The sequence below is a fragment of the Roseivirga sp. genome, from assembly GCF_049099775.1.
Taxonomy (GTDB): domain Bacteria; phylum Bacteroidota; class Bacteroidia; order Cytophagales; family Cyclobacteriaceae; genus Roseivirga.
In genome coordinates this window covers 396214-412748 of record NZ_JAGDZM010000002.1, presented here as the reverse complement: position 1 = coordinate 412748, position 16535 = coordinate 396214, and the positions used below count along the sequence as shown (strand labels likewise).

The window sequence follows — 16535 nt, the reverse complement described above, 5'->3', positions numbered from 1 at the left end:
AAAAAGCTTTTAAAGTCCCAGCAATCGTGAAATTATATTTCTTTGGATATCAGATGTTCCAGCATATAATATCCCTCCAATAGAGTCTCTGAGATCTCTTTCCACCTCAAACTCTGTTAAAAACCCATTGCCTCCTCTACTTCTTATGGCATCAAGACTAGACTGAACGAAGCTTTCTCCTAAATGAAGTTTAAGCATGGCGGATTCCATAAGTGCATTTTCTCCTTGGTCTTTGAGCCAAGCGACTTTGTATAAAAGTAATCGAGCTGTTTCAAGTCGTAATTTCATATCGGCAATGCGATTGGCAACGGATTGAAACTTGCCAATTGACTGGCCAAATTGGTTGCGTTTCTTTACAAAAGAGACTGTATCTTCCAATTGCCTTTCCATAGCTCCTAGCTGGCTTGCCAAGATACAAGCCTTGTCGTATTCTAGGGAGTGATTCATAATGCTGAAACCTGCTCCTTCGGCACCCAATCGATTCTCTTCTGGCACGAAGCAATCTTTGAAGTCTAATTCTCCGATGGGTACTGTGCGCATTCCCATCTTATCGCGGACGGGGCTTGCTGTAACGCCTTCACTATTCGTTTCAACCAAAAATGCTGTAATCCCCCATTTTCCCATTTTTGGGTTAGTAATAGCAAAGACCAAAGCAATATCAGCAATTGGTGCAAATGTGATCAGCCGTTTTGAAGCATTGAGTAAATACCCTCCTTCCACTTTTTCGGCCCTGGCGGCCATACTATAAATATCTGAACCGGCTTCTGGTTCGGTTAGTGCATGACAAGCAATTTTTGACCCGTTAACGAGTTTCGTTAGAATACTCGTTTTTAGTTCTTCGCTACCAAATTCAGCAATGGGAAGCTGTACTGTCCACATCTGAGCATTTAAGGCCAAGGCCAAACCGTTGTCATTACAGCCGTAACCAAAACCTTCCATGGCTAGCATAGCCTTGGGCAAGTCTACTTTCTCGTCATGACCTCCATAAGCTGAAGTAACAGAGAGTCCTTGAATTCCAAATTCAGCACATTTAAGCCAATTTTCACGAGAAAATTCTCCTTTAGCGTCACGTTCAATCAAGTTGTCGTTCAGCTCTTTTTGGGCAAAGGCAATTAGGTCTTGCTTAAAATCAATGTGAGATTGCGGCCAGGAGAAATCCATTGTTAATTTTAGTTTTTAACGGCCATTGCAGCCTTTTTGATAAAACCATATGGACTTTTGGCATCGCCTTCAATTGCTTCAATTTCCATTTCCTTGCCTAACCCTAGTTTTCTAGCGTAACTGGCAAAGAGTTCCATTACCACAGCATCCTCCAAAGCCCATCCTGTAGAATCGAAAACTGAACGTTCATTGCGAATATGAGCGTAGTTTTTTTCATTCTTCAATACATGATTAAGCTCTGGCCCTATATCACTAGGTAACAGTTGCTGGCACTCCCCTTCAATAACCGCTTGCTCTCTAAAGTCAGGGCATACAAAGCTCTTTTTCAGAAAATCCAAAGGCACTTCAATCTTTCCAGGAAAATCTGAGCCTACCGCATTTATATGTAGGTACGACTTTGTGGGTAAGTCACTAAAGAGGGGACCTTCCTGCGTTTCAATAGAGGTGGCGGTACAGATGATGTCGGACTCCGCAGCGATTTCTTCAATTGATACTATTTCGATCTCAACGTCAATTTCTAAGGCTTCGCACCTGCTTGCAAATGTAGCCATGGCTTCAGCGTCGATATCATATATCAGTACCTTTTTAAGTTTGAAAACCCTTGAAAGAGCATGAAGCTGAGTAACGGCTTGTGCACCACACCCGATTAGGCCCAATACTTCTGTTTGGGGACTTGCCAATAGCCTTGAAGCCACTGCCGATGCAGCACCAGTTCTTAAAGAGGTTAGCAAAACGCCATCTACTATACATTTGAGATGGCCTGTGTGAGTGTCATAAGCTGAAATGGTGGACAATATTGTGGGCAAGTCATATTTATTTGGGTTTTCTGGATGGTAACCTACCAGCTTTATGACTACATCCGACTCTTTATTATAGAGTGGCATCCACTCTACAAGACCAGGGTTTGGACTCGAATAATTAAAACCTGAGCGAATAGGAATATCTGTCTTCTTAGGATCGAAGGATCGGATCATTTCTGTTAAATTCCCAATAAGGTCGTCCATGATCGCATTGAGCCCATAACTCCTTACAATATCATGCACCACATCTTGAGCAAGTACTAGGGTTTTTTTTGCCGAAATATCCATCATTCGTGAAATCAAAATTTAAATGTAACACCACCCCTTATTGCGAAAGGTGTACCGGGCGTAAAGTGTATTTCTTCTACTGACTGTGTTTCGTTAAAAAGTCTAGATTCTGTGGCAAACTGTGTCTCTTTCCATTCAGAGTCGAACAGGTTTTCTATGGCAAACCCAAAGACCACATTACCCACAGAATAGTTGAGATTAAAATCCGTTATAAAATAGCCTTCCGCTACAATAGAGTTGTCTTCATTAGCTGGTCGGTCATCGACAAAACGAACTCTGACCCCACCGCTAAAATTGTTGTAGTCGACTAGGTCGATTCCTCCGGTTGCAGTAAACTCTGGGGCAAGGGGGATTCTGTCTGCTCCTTCGGGCTCATCTCTAGAACGAGCCCTAGCTAGATTTACATCCCCATAAAGAAATAGGTTAGAAGAGGCTTGATAACGCAGGCTAAAGTCTACTCCAGTTCGGTGAGTTCTACCGCTTGGTTCTACGATACCTGCATCGCCCACATAAACAAACTCTTGTTCAAGAAACAAAGACCATAGGGCTGCATTGATAATCAATTTACCAGACGGTTTCCAAATTGCTCCCAGATCATTGCCAAAAGCTGCAGGAAGAACGGAATTACCCTGCCGCGTTACTACTACCCTTGTGTCGTTTGAGTGAAAGCCCACGCCGGTTTTGAAATAGTATTGAAGGCTTTCCGACTGGTTGTAAAGAATGTTAATTTTTGGGCTGAAAATTCCTTTTGCCTCTGCCAAAGTATTGTATAATGTGGCCGTTTTATCATTGTATTTAAAGTCGAAAAAATCGTACCTCAGGGCTGGATTAATCATCCACTTACCTAATTCCAACTCGGCGCTTAAGTAAGTGAAGGTATTTGTTTCATCAATATCTCCAAGTTGAATATCCTCTAAAGTAGTACTTCGGTTAAGCGTTCTGGACAAGCCCACATCTTGCGCTCTGTCATTTCTAAAACCGACTCCGGCCTTGATTAGCAAATCATTGTTTACGAATTTGTTCCACTCACTACTAGCCCCGATGATTTGTCTGCTTTCTCGTTGCCTAATTTGATCGCCATTAATAGGGTCTTCTAGGAAGAAGGTGAAATTTGAAAAGAGCTCAAAGTCATATTGCGAGAAGTAAACCTCACTTTTCAGGTAAGTCTTACGATCAATGCGTTTTGTATAATCGAACTTTATGTTGGTTCTGCTTGTATTACCTCCTTCAGTATCGTCTACGGCTCCAAAACGGTCGAGCACTCCACTCTCCACAAGGCGCACTGGTATTTGACCAGAGGCATCCCATTCACTTACGAAACGAGACACGCTCAGCGAAACTACATCATCATTTGCTAGACGGTTTGTGTACTTGGCCATCAGGTTAATTCTGCGAAAATTCTGAGAGCTGATGAAAGGGCCATCGGTCAATTGCATATCGGCTGCTACGTAGGCCGACTGTCTTTCGGTGTTGAGAATGTTGAACATTCCGAGTGTACGAAGGGCATTGAAACTGCCAACCTCAGTTCTAATTGAGCTTTGATCCAAGCGGTCTTTCGTCTTGAATGCCGCATAACCGGCAGTATTAAAATTACCTTGGTTGGCATAGTAGGGACCTTTACCAAAGTCTATCTTATCAATTGTTTCGGGAATAAGAAAGTGAAGATCGGCATAGCCTTGGCCATGCGCATGCGATACCATATTGACTGGTAAGCCATCAACTGTTATGTTAATATCCGTTCCATGATCAATATCAAAACCCCTTAGAAAAATTTGTTCGGCTTTCCCACCTCCGGCATGCTGGCCGATAATTAAACCTGGTATTTTTTGAAGTACTTCCTGTGAGGATTTTACAGGGGTAGTGCTCATATCAATATCTGCGAAAATGTTTAGAGCGTCAATCTCATTAGTTACTACTACATCACCTAACTCTAAAACTTCTTCCTCCAAAAAGATTGTTAAATCATTCTGAAGGTCTTGTACGACCACTGTTTTTCCCTTGTAACCAATGCTACTTATCACAATGGTATCTCCTTTGACAATTTCTTCCAGCTCAAATTCTCCAAAAACATTACTATGAGTATGTCTCTCGGTGCGATGAAACAATACGGTGGCTCCGGCAATTGGCTGCTTCTTCACATTGAGTACTTTCCCGGTTAGTACCTGAGATTTAAGTGTTGAGCAAAAGCAAAATGAAAAAAATAATGACAGGCAATAAAACCTCATAATGATCGATAAATACGGTTAAAATATAAGTATGTAGCCTTTCGGCCAGAGACTTATATCGAATGGTTCAGTACAGTAAAAAAAGAGAATATTTTAAAAGGGGACAATGGAATTGACTTATTAATTTTCTCCCCACCCTCTTAAGTTTACTTTTTTTATCAATACCTATTTTTAAGAAAAAAGGCTGCCTACCAGTGGAAAAATTAACAACACATATGTGATTCTGTGCATGGCTTGAAATATTCGGTTAATTTGCAGGCAGCCAATTGATGATTTTATCTGTATCTCTAAGACAGCGCATACAATCATGTATAAGGAAGCATAGGAGTTTTTATAATTATCTTAATGATTAAGTTGAGAACAGTTTGGCAAGCCTTTATTATACTTTATTGGTTATTGCCTATTTAATATTAAAATGAGCGTTTTATACACTCTTTGATCGCAGCCATAATACCTAAATCACTAAAAACCTTATTATCAAAAAGATACTCGACATACTAAGCCAGCGGGATAAACGAAAGTTATATTTTTTACTTTTGATTATTCTTTTATTAGGATTTTTTGAAGTAGTAGGAATTGCTTCTGTACTACCTTTTATGGAATTGCTTTCAAAGCCCGACGCACTGGCTTCGAGCGATTGGCTAACTTATATTAATGACTTTTTCAATTTTCAGTCTTATCGGTCTCTGGTAATTGCCACGGGAAGCTTCATTATTATCATTATAACTGTAGCGAACTTACTTGGGATTTTCTCACAATATTATCACCTGAAGTTTTCGTGGAATATGGCGCATAGAATGAGCACTAACCTGCTCAAGGTGTATTCAAAAAAACCATACAGCTTTTATCTAAAACAAAATACTTCTGACCTAAGAGCTTACTTGCTAAATGAAGTAGTTGCCTTAACCAGTGGAGTGCTCATACCTATAATAGAATTTATTTCTCGCTCAATAATTTGCGTAATAATTTTGGTCCTTTTACTCATGGTAAGTATGAAGGCCACGCTTATCATGGCCACATTTCTGGGAGGATCATACGTTTTGATCTACATAAGCAGACAGCGGGCCCTGAATCGGTTGGGTAAAGAAAAAATCAGGTCAAACACTTCGCGATTCCGCTATTTAGAAGAGATGCTAACAGGCATAAAGACTGTAAAAACCTATGCGGCCCAAGACTTTTTCCATAATAGATTCGATCGCGAATCAAAAAAATTCAGCCTTATCCAGCCAAAGGTTCAGATGACCTATGCGACTCCAAGGTATATCCTAGAAATATTAGCCATGGGCGGTGTTTTGACCATTACCATGTACTTTTTCGTGACATCGGGCAACTTATTAAAATCTCTCCCTAGGCTTACTTTATATGCAATAGCTGGGTACAGACTCCTCCCAGCCTTACAAAAAGCATTCTCGGCCATTGCCAAAGTAAAACACAGCATGCCTTCTCTTCATAAGCTTTATGACGACCTTATGCTGGCAAAAGGCTTGGAAGATAAAGAAGGTGAGTCAATTGAACGAATGCCGTTTAAGAATAAAATTAGTATCAAAAACATCAGTTTTCGATATGAAGAAATGAACAGTGATGTTTTGAAAGACCTTAATTTTGAAATCTGCAAAGGCAGTATGACAGCATTTGTGGGAGCTACAGGTTCTGGTAAAACGACTTTGATTGATATAATAACAGGACTCCTAAGCCCGGAAAAAGGAGAATTGATTGTTGATGGCGTCAATACGACTTCTCACAATATTGCAGAATGGCAGCAAAACATCGCTTACGTGCCCCAAGAGGTTTACCTCTATGACGACACATTAAAGGCCAACATTACCTTTGGCAAAGACTTGGTCGACAATGATGACAAAAGAATGACTTCTGCGCTTCAAATGGCGGGTATTTACGATTTTATTATGAATGAACTCCCTCAGGGACTTGATACTAAGATAGGTGAAAGAGGGGTAAGGCTAAGTGGCGGTCAAAGGCAGCGCATCGGCCTTGCAAGAGCACTATATCGCAACCCTACAGTCTTAGTCCTAGATGAGGCTACAAGCGCACTAGATAACATAACAGAAAAAGCAATCATAGAATCCCTTAAGTTGTTACCTGATGAAATAACCGTAATCATGATTGCCCACAGACTATCCACCGTAAAATACGCAGATACTATCTTTTTACTGGAAAAGGGAGAAGTAATAGGAACAGGCTCTTATGATGATCTGATTGAATCGAACAACACATTTAGAGAAATGGATAACATTTCAGAGAAAAAGAAAAGCAGCGAAAGCGCAATGTTATAAATTCAAGTATTACACCTACCTTAAATATATCTTAAGCATTCTATTGAGAAACTCATGAGACAAATTCTTTCTATTTTTCTGGTATCTACTTTACTGCTATTTCCAAATCAAGCAGATGCACACGAGCCAAATCATTCTTATATTTTTTTAAAGATATATGAAAGCCAAATTATAGGTAGGCTCGAAATTCAGGCGTTAGATTTAAATAGAGAACTGCAACTAGGGATGCAGGAAGAGCTCTTAAAGACAGAACTTAAGGCCTCTGCATCGGAAATCCGAGCCTATTTGAGTTCTGTTCTCTCATTTACAGCTGGGGCACAAAGTTATGACCTTGCTTTTACTGAAGTTTCCGCTTTGAAACTTGACGATGAAGCAGATAATGTTGTTATCCACTTTGAATTAAGTGGTCTTTCAAAAATACCTGACAACCTCACAATTAATTATAATGCCTTTTTTGAAAAGAAATCAGATCACCGTGGTGTTCTGATTATTGAACACAACTGGAAGGCTGGTATAATCAATAATCACCTCGAAGTAGCGGATATTTTTACTCGCAATGATGTAAGTAAAACACTCGATCTAACAGATGATTCTTCATGGAATGGTTTTGTTGCGATGGTTAAATTGGGAATGTGGCATATTTGGATTGGCTTAGATCATATTCTGTTTTTAGTTGCATTGATATTACCTGCTGTAGTACGACGCAGACATAGTGGTCTAAAAGTAGAATTGATAGAAAATGGCAATACCAATTGGCTACCAGTAGCGAAATTCAAGCCTGCTTTCATCTATATTCTTGGTATAGTCACTTCGTTTACCATTGCTCATTCTATTACGCTTGCAATCGCTGCCCTGGGTATTATTGACATACCATCGAAATATGTGGAATCAATCATTGCATTTTCCATTGCCCTAGCTGCTTTCCATAATATTCGCCCAATTTTTAAAGCTCGTGAGTGGGTTATTGCATTTGCTTTCGGCCTTTTTCATGGCTTTGGTTTTGCCAGTGTACTCGGTGAAAAAGGACTAGCTGGAGAGTTCATCTCTTTATCGTTGCTTGGCTTTAATGTGGGTGTTGAAATTGGTCAGGTATTGATTGTTGCTGGAATTTTTCCTTTACTTTTCCTACTAAGGAAACTTAAAGCCTATCCAAAACTTCTTACATATGGATCAGTATTATTGATAATTATCAGTTTCCATTGGGTAGTTGAAAGGCTTTTTGAAATAGATATTCGTTTAGGGCGAATTCTTGATTCTATTTTATAAAACGTCCTATGGCAGAGGATCTGGGTAAAGCACAAAACGCAACGCTTGACGCATGGCTCAAACGCAAAAAGAAAGGAGCTTCTTCTTTTAACGGAATTCAACCATTAAAAGAAGGAGACCCACCTGTGGTATCACATGGCCAGGAGAGACTATGGCTCCTTGAGCAATTATACCCTGATCAGAACCTATATCACTATGCCCACCGATACCGCCTCACTGGCGATGTTAATATTGATGCCTTTACAGAAAGTTTTCAAGTCTTAGCCAAGGCTCACGACATTCTACTCTCAAATTACCAATCAACCGATGTTGGTGTCTTACAGAAAGTAAAACAAGAGGAAATCCCAGTAACACACTTTGACTTTTCAAATTTAAAAAGTGAAGAGCAAACAAATGTGAAGCAAAAGAAAACCAAAGAGTTATCAAGAATACCTTTCGATCTTGAGAAAGATCCTTTGATTCGACTTTATGTCTTTAAGCTAACTGAAAAAACATTTGAAGTATTAGTTGTGCTTCACCACATTATAGGTGATGCCTGGTCCATGGGTATTATCAATCGTGAACTAAGTAAATTTTACGAGCAGCATATCGCTAACGGAGTCCCTGCCCAAAACACTTCTTCTATTGCCTATAAAGATTTTGCCAGCTGGCAGCGAAAAAAGGAAGTAAAAAAATCAGACCTTGAGTACTGGAAAGAAAAACTCTCTGGAGATCTGCCCGTTTTTTCTTTACCAAAAAACAAGGAAACTACTTCAGTATTTCAAGGAAATACTTTCAATAAAACACTGAATGGAGAATTGAACATTAAACTTCATGAACTTGCCACGAAGTGCAATACAACAATGTATGTCTTGATGCTGGCTGCCTATAAGCTTCTTGTCTCCAGATATGCGAAGAATCAAGATGTTATCGTAGGTTCTCCTTTTTCCAACCGTGATACGCCAGATCTTGAAAAGCTTATCGGTTTTTTCAATGAAACATTAGTCTTACGAAGCCAAATTGATGAATCTTTAAGTTTTACAGCGCTCGTAGACCAGCTAAAACAGACCACAATTGAAGCTCTTTCTCACAAGAATGTGCCTTTTGACCTACTTGTGAATGAATTAGGTGCAGAACGTCTGGTGGGTGAAACCCCCCTTTTCCAGACGATGTTTTTATACAATAGTCCAGCCATCAGCCTGGATTTAGGAAAAGGTATTGCCATTGAAGAAGAAATGCTTGATTTGGGTGTATCGAAGTTTGATCTCACCCTATTTGTGAATGAGGGGACTGACAAAAGTCTGAAATTGGCCTTCGAATACAATCAACAAATCGAGGAATGGATCATAGCCCAAATGGCCACTCACTTCGAAAACCTTCTCCAGGAGCTTGTTAACAGTCCAGAGGCTCCATTAAAGCAACACTCGCTCTATTCGGCTGAAATGCGCAAGACTTTTTCCAACAATTGGTATGGTCAAAAAACCAAAGTAACAGAATACGAGAGTATACATGAACTTATCCGACATCAAATAGAGAGAAATGGAAATGCGGATGCTGCTACTTTTGAAGACTCATCCATCAGTTATGAACGCCTTGATACATGGGCCGACCAAATTGCCTATAAGCTCAAAATAGCTGGTCTAGAGAACAATGAGTTCGTTGGGCTATATACTCCCCGGTCATTAGAAATGGTGGCTGGCATTTTAGGCATCTTAAGAGCTGGGTTTGCATATCTACCCTTAGATCCAGGTTATCCACAACAACGGCTGGATTTTATGCTGCAAGATAGTGCGGCTAGTGTGGTACTCTTCCACCCAAATATCCAGACGGATTTTAGAAGTGGAAACCAAAAACTTATTTCATTAGCCTTTGATCCAAATAATGAACCACAACCTAATATTGAAGTCAGAAACGAACTGGATGATTTTGCTTATATAATCTATACATCGGGCAGTACAGGCAAACCAAAAGGTGTACCTGTTACTCACCAAAATTTGCTCCATTCTACCACTGCCCGCTTCAATTTTTTTGAGGATGAAATGCAACGCTTTCTTCTACTAAGCTCTTTTTCATTCGACAGTTCCATAGTAGGAATTTTTTGGGCGCTTTGTTCAGGAGGAACACTCGTTTTACCTCCAAATAGAATTGAACAAGACATCGAAGGCCTTTGTAAGATCATATTGAGCAATAAAGTAAGCCATACGCTTATGCTACCAAGCCTCTATCAGGTTTTATTAAATTATGCCCAAACTGATGAATTGACTTCCCTTAAAGCGGTAATAGTAGCAGGAGAGGCTTGCCCTACATCTTTAAAGCAAACTCATTTTGAAAAACTACCGGAGACAAAACTTTACAATGAGTATGGCCCAACCGAAGCCAGTGTCTGGTGCATTGCTCATGAAATAACTCCTGAAGACGAAATTATTCCAATAGGAAAGCCTATACAAAATAGTGCGGCTTATATTCTCGATTCACAACTCAACCTAGTACCTGCTGGAATAAATGGAGAGCTGTACATAGGAGGAAGGGGCGTGACTAAAGGGTATCTCAATCGCCCGGAGCTCACTAAAGAACGATTTCTACCTGACCACATTTCAAGAAACGGACAACTCTATAAAACCGGTGACCTAGCACGTTTCGGACAAGACGGAAAGATATACTTTCTAGGCAGGGCCGACAGTCAGGTAAAAATCAGAGGCTTTAGAGTAGAACCTGAGGAAATCCGGAATAAAATTCTCCTTCAACCTTCTGTTTCAGAAGCGATAGTAAAAGTGGTGGAAGATGATTCTAGTCACAAGCAGCTTGTAGCCTGGGTACAAAGTGATGATCCGGAAATCTCTAGTCACCTTTATAAAAAACTTAAAGAATCACTTCCGGCATACATGGTTCCTAGCCAAATAGATGTCGTTGCTACTCTACCGAAACTCCCAAATGGTAAAATAAACATAAATAAGCTAGTCCTCCGGAAAAAGGACCCTTTGAGGCATAATACCATTCTTTCGCCTAACAATAAAAATGAAGCGCTAATGCTGAACATCTGGAAAGATATTCTGAACCTTGAACAGATCAGCACAGAAGACAACTTTTTCGATTTGGGCGGAGACTCCATTCTGAGTATTCAAATTGTTGGTAGGGCCAGAAAGGAGGGATTGAAAATTGGCCCAATAGATATTTTCAAATATCAGACAATAAAAGAACTAGCCAGAATGGTCAAACTTGATGATAAATTTGATCAGGGGGCACACACCTCTGGAAAAGATTATCCGATCAGGTTTTCATTGAGTTACCAACAGAAGGCATTTCTACTACACCACTTGCAAGCCCAGCACGATGAGGGTTTTCTCCAGCTGGAATTTGGAATGAGTGGACCCGTCGATGAACTTTTAATGAAAAAGGCGTGGCAGAAGATAACACAAATACACCATGTGTTAAGGACTTCAATTCATTGGGAAGGAGTTGAGTCGCCTTATCAGGTTATTCATCAAACCTCTGAAATATCTTGGAATTTTCTAGATCTGAATGGCAAAAAAGCTGAGGAACAAAAGCACGAAATCTCAGACTTTAAAGCAAATGATAAAGCCAAGGGTCTTGATTTAACTCAAGTAGGAAGTGGTAGGTTTACTCTTATCAAAGTAGCTGATAAACGTTTTCTGCTTTGTTGGTCTAGTCATCATATACTGATCGATGGGTGGTCTGCCGCTATCGTTTTCAAGGACGCTCTAAAAATCTATCAGGACTTTAAAAACGGGGTGGCACCAACCTTGGCAAGAACACTCGATTATAAAGATTTTCTAGATTGGAAATCTGAATCAGATACTAATGCTCAACGGGAATTTTGGAAAGAACTTTTGCAGGGAAAACCTGCTCCTTTGTTTTCAGATTTTAAAACTGGCCGTAATAATATTTCCCAATCTAAAGATCTTAATAAAAATATATCGCCGAAGGTTGTTGAAGCACTGACCCTCAAAGCTAAAGAGGAAAGGGTTACTATCAGCACATTACTGCAAGGCACCTGGCTGCTAACTCTTAGGAGCTATTTTAATAAGCAAGAAGTGAGTACTGGATTGACAGTAACTGGTAGATCAGTTGAACTATCTGGCATTGACCAGTTAGCCGGATTACTGATGAATGTCTTACCTTTTAAAACCAAGATTTCAGGTATAACTTCTTTATCAGATTGGTTTGGTGAAATCCAGTCCAAGTTGAATGAACTTAAGAATTACGAACATACAAACCCAGACCAGATTCAGGTACAGCGTTCTTCTGAGAATCACCTACTTTTTGACAATTTATTCGTTTTCGGAAATTTCATGGGCCAACGACTGCAAATTGGAGAAGTAGAAATAGATGCCTTTAAAGGAGACTTTTCTGCTACCTATCCACTTACAATACGTGTCAACCCGAGTTCTAATTTTGAAATCAACTGCCGCTACAATCCGGCCATTGTTTCGACCGATACTGCTACATGGCTTATAGAGTCTTATGTAGCACTTAACAAGAGGTTAGCAACACTTGATCTTAGCACCAGTACAGTGCAGTCCATTATTCCTGTGCACCCTTCCCATCTTTTGTCAAAAAGCATCGAGACTACGGAATCAAACAAAGAAATCGATAGTAAATTTTCAGGAACTCAAAATAGTATACAGTTGTCACTTTTGAAGATATGGGAAAATATACTCGATACACAGTTGATTGGTATACACGATAACTATTTTGATTTAGGAGGTGACTCACTAGGAGCAATTCAACTTTTCAGTAAGATAGAAGCGCATCTCGGGAAAAAGCTGTCGCCAACAGTACTCATCAACCACCCGACCATTGCCAAATTAGCTTCATTGCTTGATCAGGAAAGTAGCAAAGAAAAATGGTCATCTATTATTCCTATGAAAACAAGTGGAAATCAACCTCCATTGTTTTGTTTACACTCGGGAGGAGCTCATGTACTCTTTTACCAAGGACTGGCTAAACATATAACTACCGAAAGACCCGTTTACGCTATTCAACCAGCCGGCATAGATGGCCAGGAAGAAAAACACGAAAGCATTGCCGAAATGGCAACTCACTACATAAGTGAAATGAAAAAAGTGCAAGCACAAGGACCATATCACCTAATTGGGACTTGTTTTGGGAATGCAGTTGGTATTGAAATGGCTCATCAACTCAAAGCCATGAATGATGACCTTGCAGTACTTATAGTAGTAGACTCGGCGCCGGCTTATCTGGTTCCCCCCTCTCCCAATGGTGAAAGAAAACCAGTAAGCCGCATGATGGCTATGGTGAAACAAGGCAATTGGCGAGGCATCTACAAAAAATTTAAGAACCGGTACTTGAGATTAAACAAAAAGCTAACAGCAAACACTCGCACCGAGCAAGAAAAAGAACTCGATGAAATTGTTGAATCATTAAATGACGTTTATGTGAATTACAATTGGAAACCTATTGATAGCCCAGTTGTTTTCGTAAGAAGTAGTGAATTTAGTGCCAGAAAAGACAAAAAATTTCACCTTGAAAGATGGAAAACTCTGGCTCAAGGATCATTGAAAGTAAGTAATATTGAAGGGACTCATTTAACTTTATTTGATGAACCAGAGGTAAAAGGTTTGGTGAAGCAAATAGAGAGGCACCTTTCGGAAGATATCCGCGCGTGATGATTAGTTGGCAATCAGTTTCAGAGCCTCCACCGCTCATTAAGAACTATGTGCACCTCTGGAAATTTAAGCAAGATTCCTTCCGAAACACTTTAGCTCCGCTTTCCAGTTTGCTATCTGAAGATGAATTGAAAAGAGCATCAAAATTTAGGTTCGATAAAGACAGACTCACCTATATAGTTGCCCGAGGAAACCTTCGAAAATTATTATCAAAGTACCTCAACATACCAGGCCACGCTATCAATTTCAAATATAATAGTCAATCAAAGCCTTTTATCGACTCTAAAACCAACTTAAAGTTCAATGTGTCACACTCTGGTGGAATCATTCTGGTCGGCTTTGTGCTTGAGCATGACATTGGTGTGGATATAGAATTTGATAAGAAACAGGTTGAGACAGCTCAGGTTGCACAATCATTTTTTTCCAGAAATGAAACAAGTAAACTTCTGTCTTTACCTGAAAAGGAGCAACTTCAAGCATTTTATAACTGCTGGACCAGGAAAGAGGCATTTATTAAGGCCAAGGGAGGTGGCCTTTCCATACCTTTAGACCAATTTGAGGTGAGTTTGCTTCCAGACGAAAGTCCTGAACTAAAAATTATACGTTGGGATCCAGCAGACGTGTCTAACTGGCAACTAAAAAGCTTTAAAATAGATAAGGATTATACTGCTGCCACAATTGTGAGTAATTCGGTTCTCCAATACAAATGCTTCGAGGGAACGGCTTCCTGAAGTGTGATTAAATACCTAAACCGTTTTTGAGTAATAAGCTTTGTAGTCTTTTGTCATTGACTCAATCGTTCTTATTTGTTCTTGACTCAACGTTTCTAGCCACTCTTTCCGTTCTACAATTTTTGAATCGCTTCCAAGCCGCATATTGTAATTGCCCATAATATGTTGAGTTTGCTCACGAAAATCGAGTGAAAAATCCTCGGGATTCAGTTCAAGAAAGTTTAAAAGACGATTCATTTCAACTGTTGGGTCATGACATAAAGCTTCATAGTTCAGTGAGACATAGTTTATCTTAAGCTTTTTCAACCAAAATTGATTTTCCTGCATCTCTATTTTCCAACGTTCAGTAGCATCGGCTACAGACCATTTATTATATTTCAAAGCAGAGTTCACCTGTGCCCTTGGGTCTCTCGTAAGCCATACTACTTTAATGTCAAAGGCTTCTATCATGGATAAAAATATAAGGTGATCAATGACTTTGGAAGAGTCCAAAAAAACATCTGCTCCATCTAGTTTAAGGCTCTCTTCGACCAACACCCGATTGAATTGTGAAAAAGACTTTAGCTTAGACTGAAGAGGGATTCGGAGAAGTGGGGAGTTGTATTTCAATGAGAGCTTAAGTAACTCGAAAAGCCCTTTTCTGATGTATTTATTATCTGATAAACGAAATTCTGTTGGGTTCGTATTAATCGTTTTTATATTAATTCTGTCAGAAACACCTTCTTTAAGAGATTTCCAATGTTCACAATCGGGAAAAAACTGGCCACATGAGCACCTCAGGGTATCGCTACCTTTTTTTTCAAATGAATGGATATAAAACTTTCTTCGCTCACCAATGGTGGCGACATCAGAATGAGTACCCAATAAAAAGCTTAATAAAGTAGAGCCTGAGTACCTTTGGGATAGAATATAGACAAGCTTCACTTTAGTCACCATTAATTAAAAAGCCTATGGCCGATTTCCTTTAATTTCCTGTGTAGATTTAAAATATAACTCTTCCTTTTGTTCTTGGATCACTTCCTGAAACTTAGGGAAGTTTAGCAGGTTATCCGCATATATCTTATGAGCTTTCGCATTTGGGTGATGATCGAGTTTACTGATGACATATGATGATAACTTTTTGGGTGGAATCTCACCAAGTGAATTGGTAATAGGAATATGATATTGATCTGCAATTTCCTGCACAATCTCCATATTTCCATTATCAGGTAGTACCGACAAAACCGAAATCACTACTGGGATATCGTTCACCTGGCTAAACGTCTGAAATTGTCTAAACATATCTTGCATAAATACTTTTTGTTCCGGACCCAACTCAAACATTCTTGATTTGTTCCTAGAACTTGCAAACGTACGTTCTATCATCCCTCCTAAATAAAAAGAGAAAAATGGCTTACGGCCTTTTTTCTTTACTTTCACACTAAAATCACCTTCATAGTGTTGTTGTGCAGGCAAAAAGTAATCGTTAAACGCACAATAACCGATGATGATAAAATCAGGGTTGTAACGCAGCACTTTGTCCTCTAAAAGCCCTAGATAATTCAAGAGGTTGTAACCGCCAACACCCATATTAATGAGCTCGAACTGGACATCTCCATCTGTTTCATTTAGCGATTTTTCCACTACACTATGATAAGCATCTTCAATGTCCACACCACTGGCCATTGTAAAAGAGTCTCCGAGCACTATGCCACGAATCGTTTTTTCTGGTTTTATTAAACTATATTCTTTATCTCGCTGGCCGTGTCTATTTGTCGTAAACTTCTTGAGTTTAAAATAAGCGTCTATGTTAGGCTTAAGTTCATAAAGCACTTTACCATTATTTGCCTTGGTCAGGAAACCAGAAACACCAATTGAGACAAACGAATTTACCTTTGTATAAGATAATGCGTCAATGCCAAAGTAATTAAGTCTAGCCACTAATTCACCTACGAAAAGGGCGAAAAACAAACCGAAACCTAAAGAAAGGAACTTAAAATACTTTAAACGTTTCGGACTTATCTTGGCCGGATTTGAAGAAGTTGATTTTTCCATTTAAACGGGGAATTCAAAGATGGACTTGTTAGAAAAACTTGTACCACCCTATTGAATAAGTTTTGGCTCGTTTTGTTACACACACCAACACTCAATATATAAAATCTCATGT

General features: G+C 39.5%; 9 protein-coding genes and 1 pseudogene. 5 read left to right on the top strand and 5 right to left on the bottom strand.

All coding sequences use genetic code 11. The annotated features are described in order from the left end of the window. Positions 1–9: 9 nt before the first annotated feature. From JXQ92_RS04010 to JXQ92_RS04000, 3 genes are read right to left on the bottom strand one after another with little or no spacing between them, the layout of a single operon-like run. A complete protein-coding gene (locus JXQ92_RS04010; RefSeq protein ID WP_421985293.1) occupies positions 10–1161 on the bottom strand; it encodes an acyl-CoA dehydrogenase family protein in 1152 nt (383 codons plus the stop codon). 8 nt (positions 1162–1169) lie between these two features. After that, positions 1170–2252 (bottom strand): ornithine cyclodeaminase family protein, encoded by a 1083-nt coding sequence (locus tag JXQ92_RS04005; RefSeq protein ID WP_421985292.1) that lies wholly within the window; start codon positions 2250–2252, stop codon positions 1170–1172. A gap of 8 nt (positions 2253–2260) precedes the next feature. Beyond that, the gene (locus JXQ92_RS04000) at positions 2261–4474 is read right to left on the bottom strand and encodes a TonB-dependent receptor (RefSeq protein WP_421985291.1); all 2214 of its coding nucleotides are present in this window, start codon (positions 4472–4474) and stop codon (positions 2261–2263) included. A 596-nt stretch (positions 4475–5070) separates the two neighbouring features. Between JXQ92_RS04000 and JXQ92_RS03995 the strand changes: the two are divergent. The 5 genes and pseudogenes from JXQ92_RS03995 to JXQ92_RS03975 form a co-directional block, all read left to right on the top strand. After that, positions 5071–5772 (top strand): annotated as a pseudogene (locus tag JXQ92_RS03995) (ABC transporter transmembrane domain-containing protein); the annotation flags it as partial. Continuing rightward, positions 5755–6765, top strand: a complete 1011-nt coding sequence (locus JXQ92_RS03990) for an ABC transporter ATP-binding protein (RefSeq protein WP_421985394.1) — start codon at positions 5755–5757, stop codon at positions 6763–6765. The pseudogene JXQ92_RS03995 and the gene JXQ92_RS03990, both read left to right, overlap by 18 nt. Positions 6766–6819: 54 nt before the next feature. Beyond that, a complete protein-coding gene (locus JXQ92_RS03985; RefSeq protein WP_421985290.1) occupies positions 6820–8031 on the top strand; it encodes a HupE/UreJ family protein in 1212 nt (403 codons plus the stop codon). Positions 8032–8039: 8 nt separating this feature from the next. After that, complete coding sequence (locus JXQ92_RS03980) at positions 8040–13658, top strand: amino acid adenylation domain-containing protein (protein WP_421985289.1); 5619 nt, start codon at positions 8040–8042, stop codon at positions 13656–13658. Continuing rightward, positions 13658–14389: a 4'-phosphopantetheinyl transferase family protein gene (locus JXQ92_RS03975; RefSeq protein ID WP_421985288.1), complete on the top strand. Its 732-nt coding sequence runs from the start codon at positions 13658–13660 to the stop codon at positions 14387–14389. The genes JXQ92_RS03980 and JXQ92_RS03975 overlap by 1 nt, the downstream gene beginning before the upstream one ends. Before the next feature lie 15 nt (positions 14390–14404). Here the strand turns inward: JXQ92_RS03975 and JXQ92_RS03970 are convergent, their stop codons facing one another. Beyond that, positions 14405–15313, bottom strand: a complete 909-nt coding sequence (locus JXQ92_RS03970; RefSeq protein ID WP_421985287.1) for a sulfotransferase — start codon at positions 15311–15313, stop codon at positions 14405–14407. A gap of 24 nt (positions 15314–15337) precedes the next feature. Continuing rightward, entirely contained in the window at positions 15338–16423 is a 1086-nt protein-coding gene (locus JXQ92_RS03965) for a hypothetical protein (RefSeq protein WP_421985286.1), read from the bottom strand. Positions 16424–16535 lie beyond the last annotated feature (112 nt).

Coding starts and splice junctions, on each gene's coding strand:
- JXQ92_RS04000 (WP_421985291.1), bottom strand. CDS start 4,474: ATGAGGTTTTATTGCCTGTCATTATTTTTTTCATTTTGCTTTTGCTCA.
- JXQ92_RS03985 (WP_421985290.1), top strand. CDS start 6,820: ATGAGACAAATTCTTTCTATTTTTCTGGTATCTACTTTACTGCTATTT.
- JXQ92_RS04005 (WP_421985292.1), bottom strand. CDS start 2,252: ATGATGGATATTTCGGCAAAAAAAACCCTAGTACTTGCTCAAGATGTG.
- JXQ92_RS03965 (WP_421985286.1), bottom strand. CDS start 16,423: ATGGAAAAATCAACTTCTTCAAATCCGGCCAAGATAAGTCCGAAACGT.
- JXQ92_RS03980 (WP_421985289.1), top strand. CDS start 8,040: ATGGCAGAGGATCTGGGTAAAGCACAAAACGCAACGCTTGACGCATGG.
- JXQ92_RS03990 (WP_421985394.1), top strand. CDS start 5,755: ATGGGCGGTGTTTTGACCATTACCATGTACTTTTTCGTGACATCGGGC.
- JXQ92_RS03975 (WP_421985288.1), top strand. CDS start 13,658: ATGATTAGTTGGCAATCAGTTTCAGAGCCTCCACCGCTCATTAAGAAC.
- JXQ92_RS04010 (WP_421985293.1), bottom strand. CDS start 1,161: ATGGATTTCTCCTGGCCGCAATCTCACATTGATTTTAAGCAAGACCTA.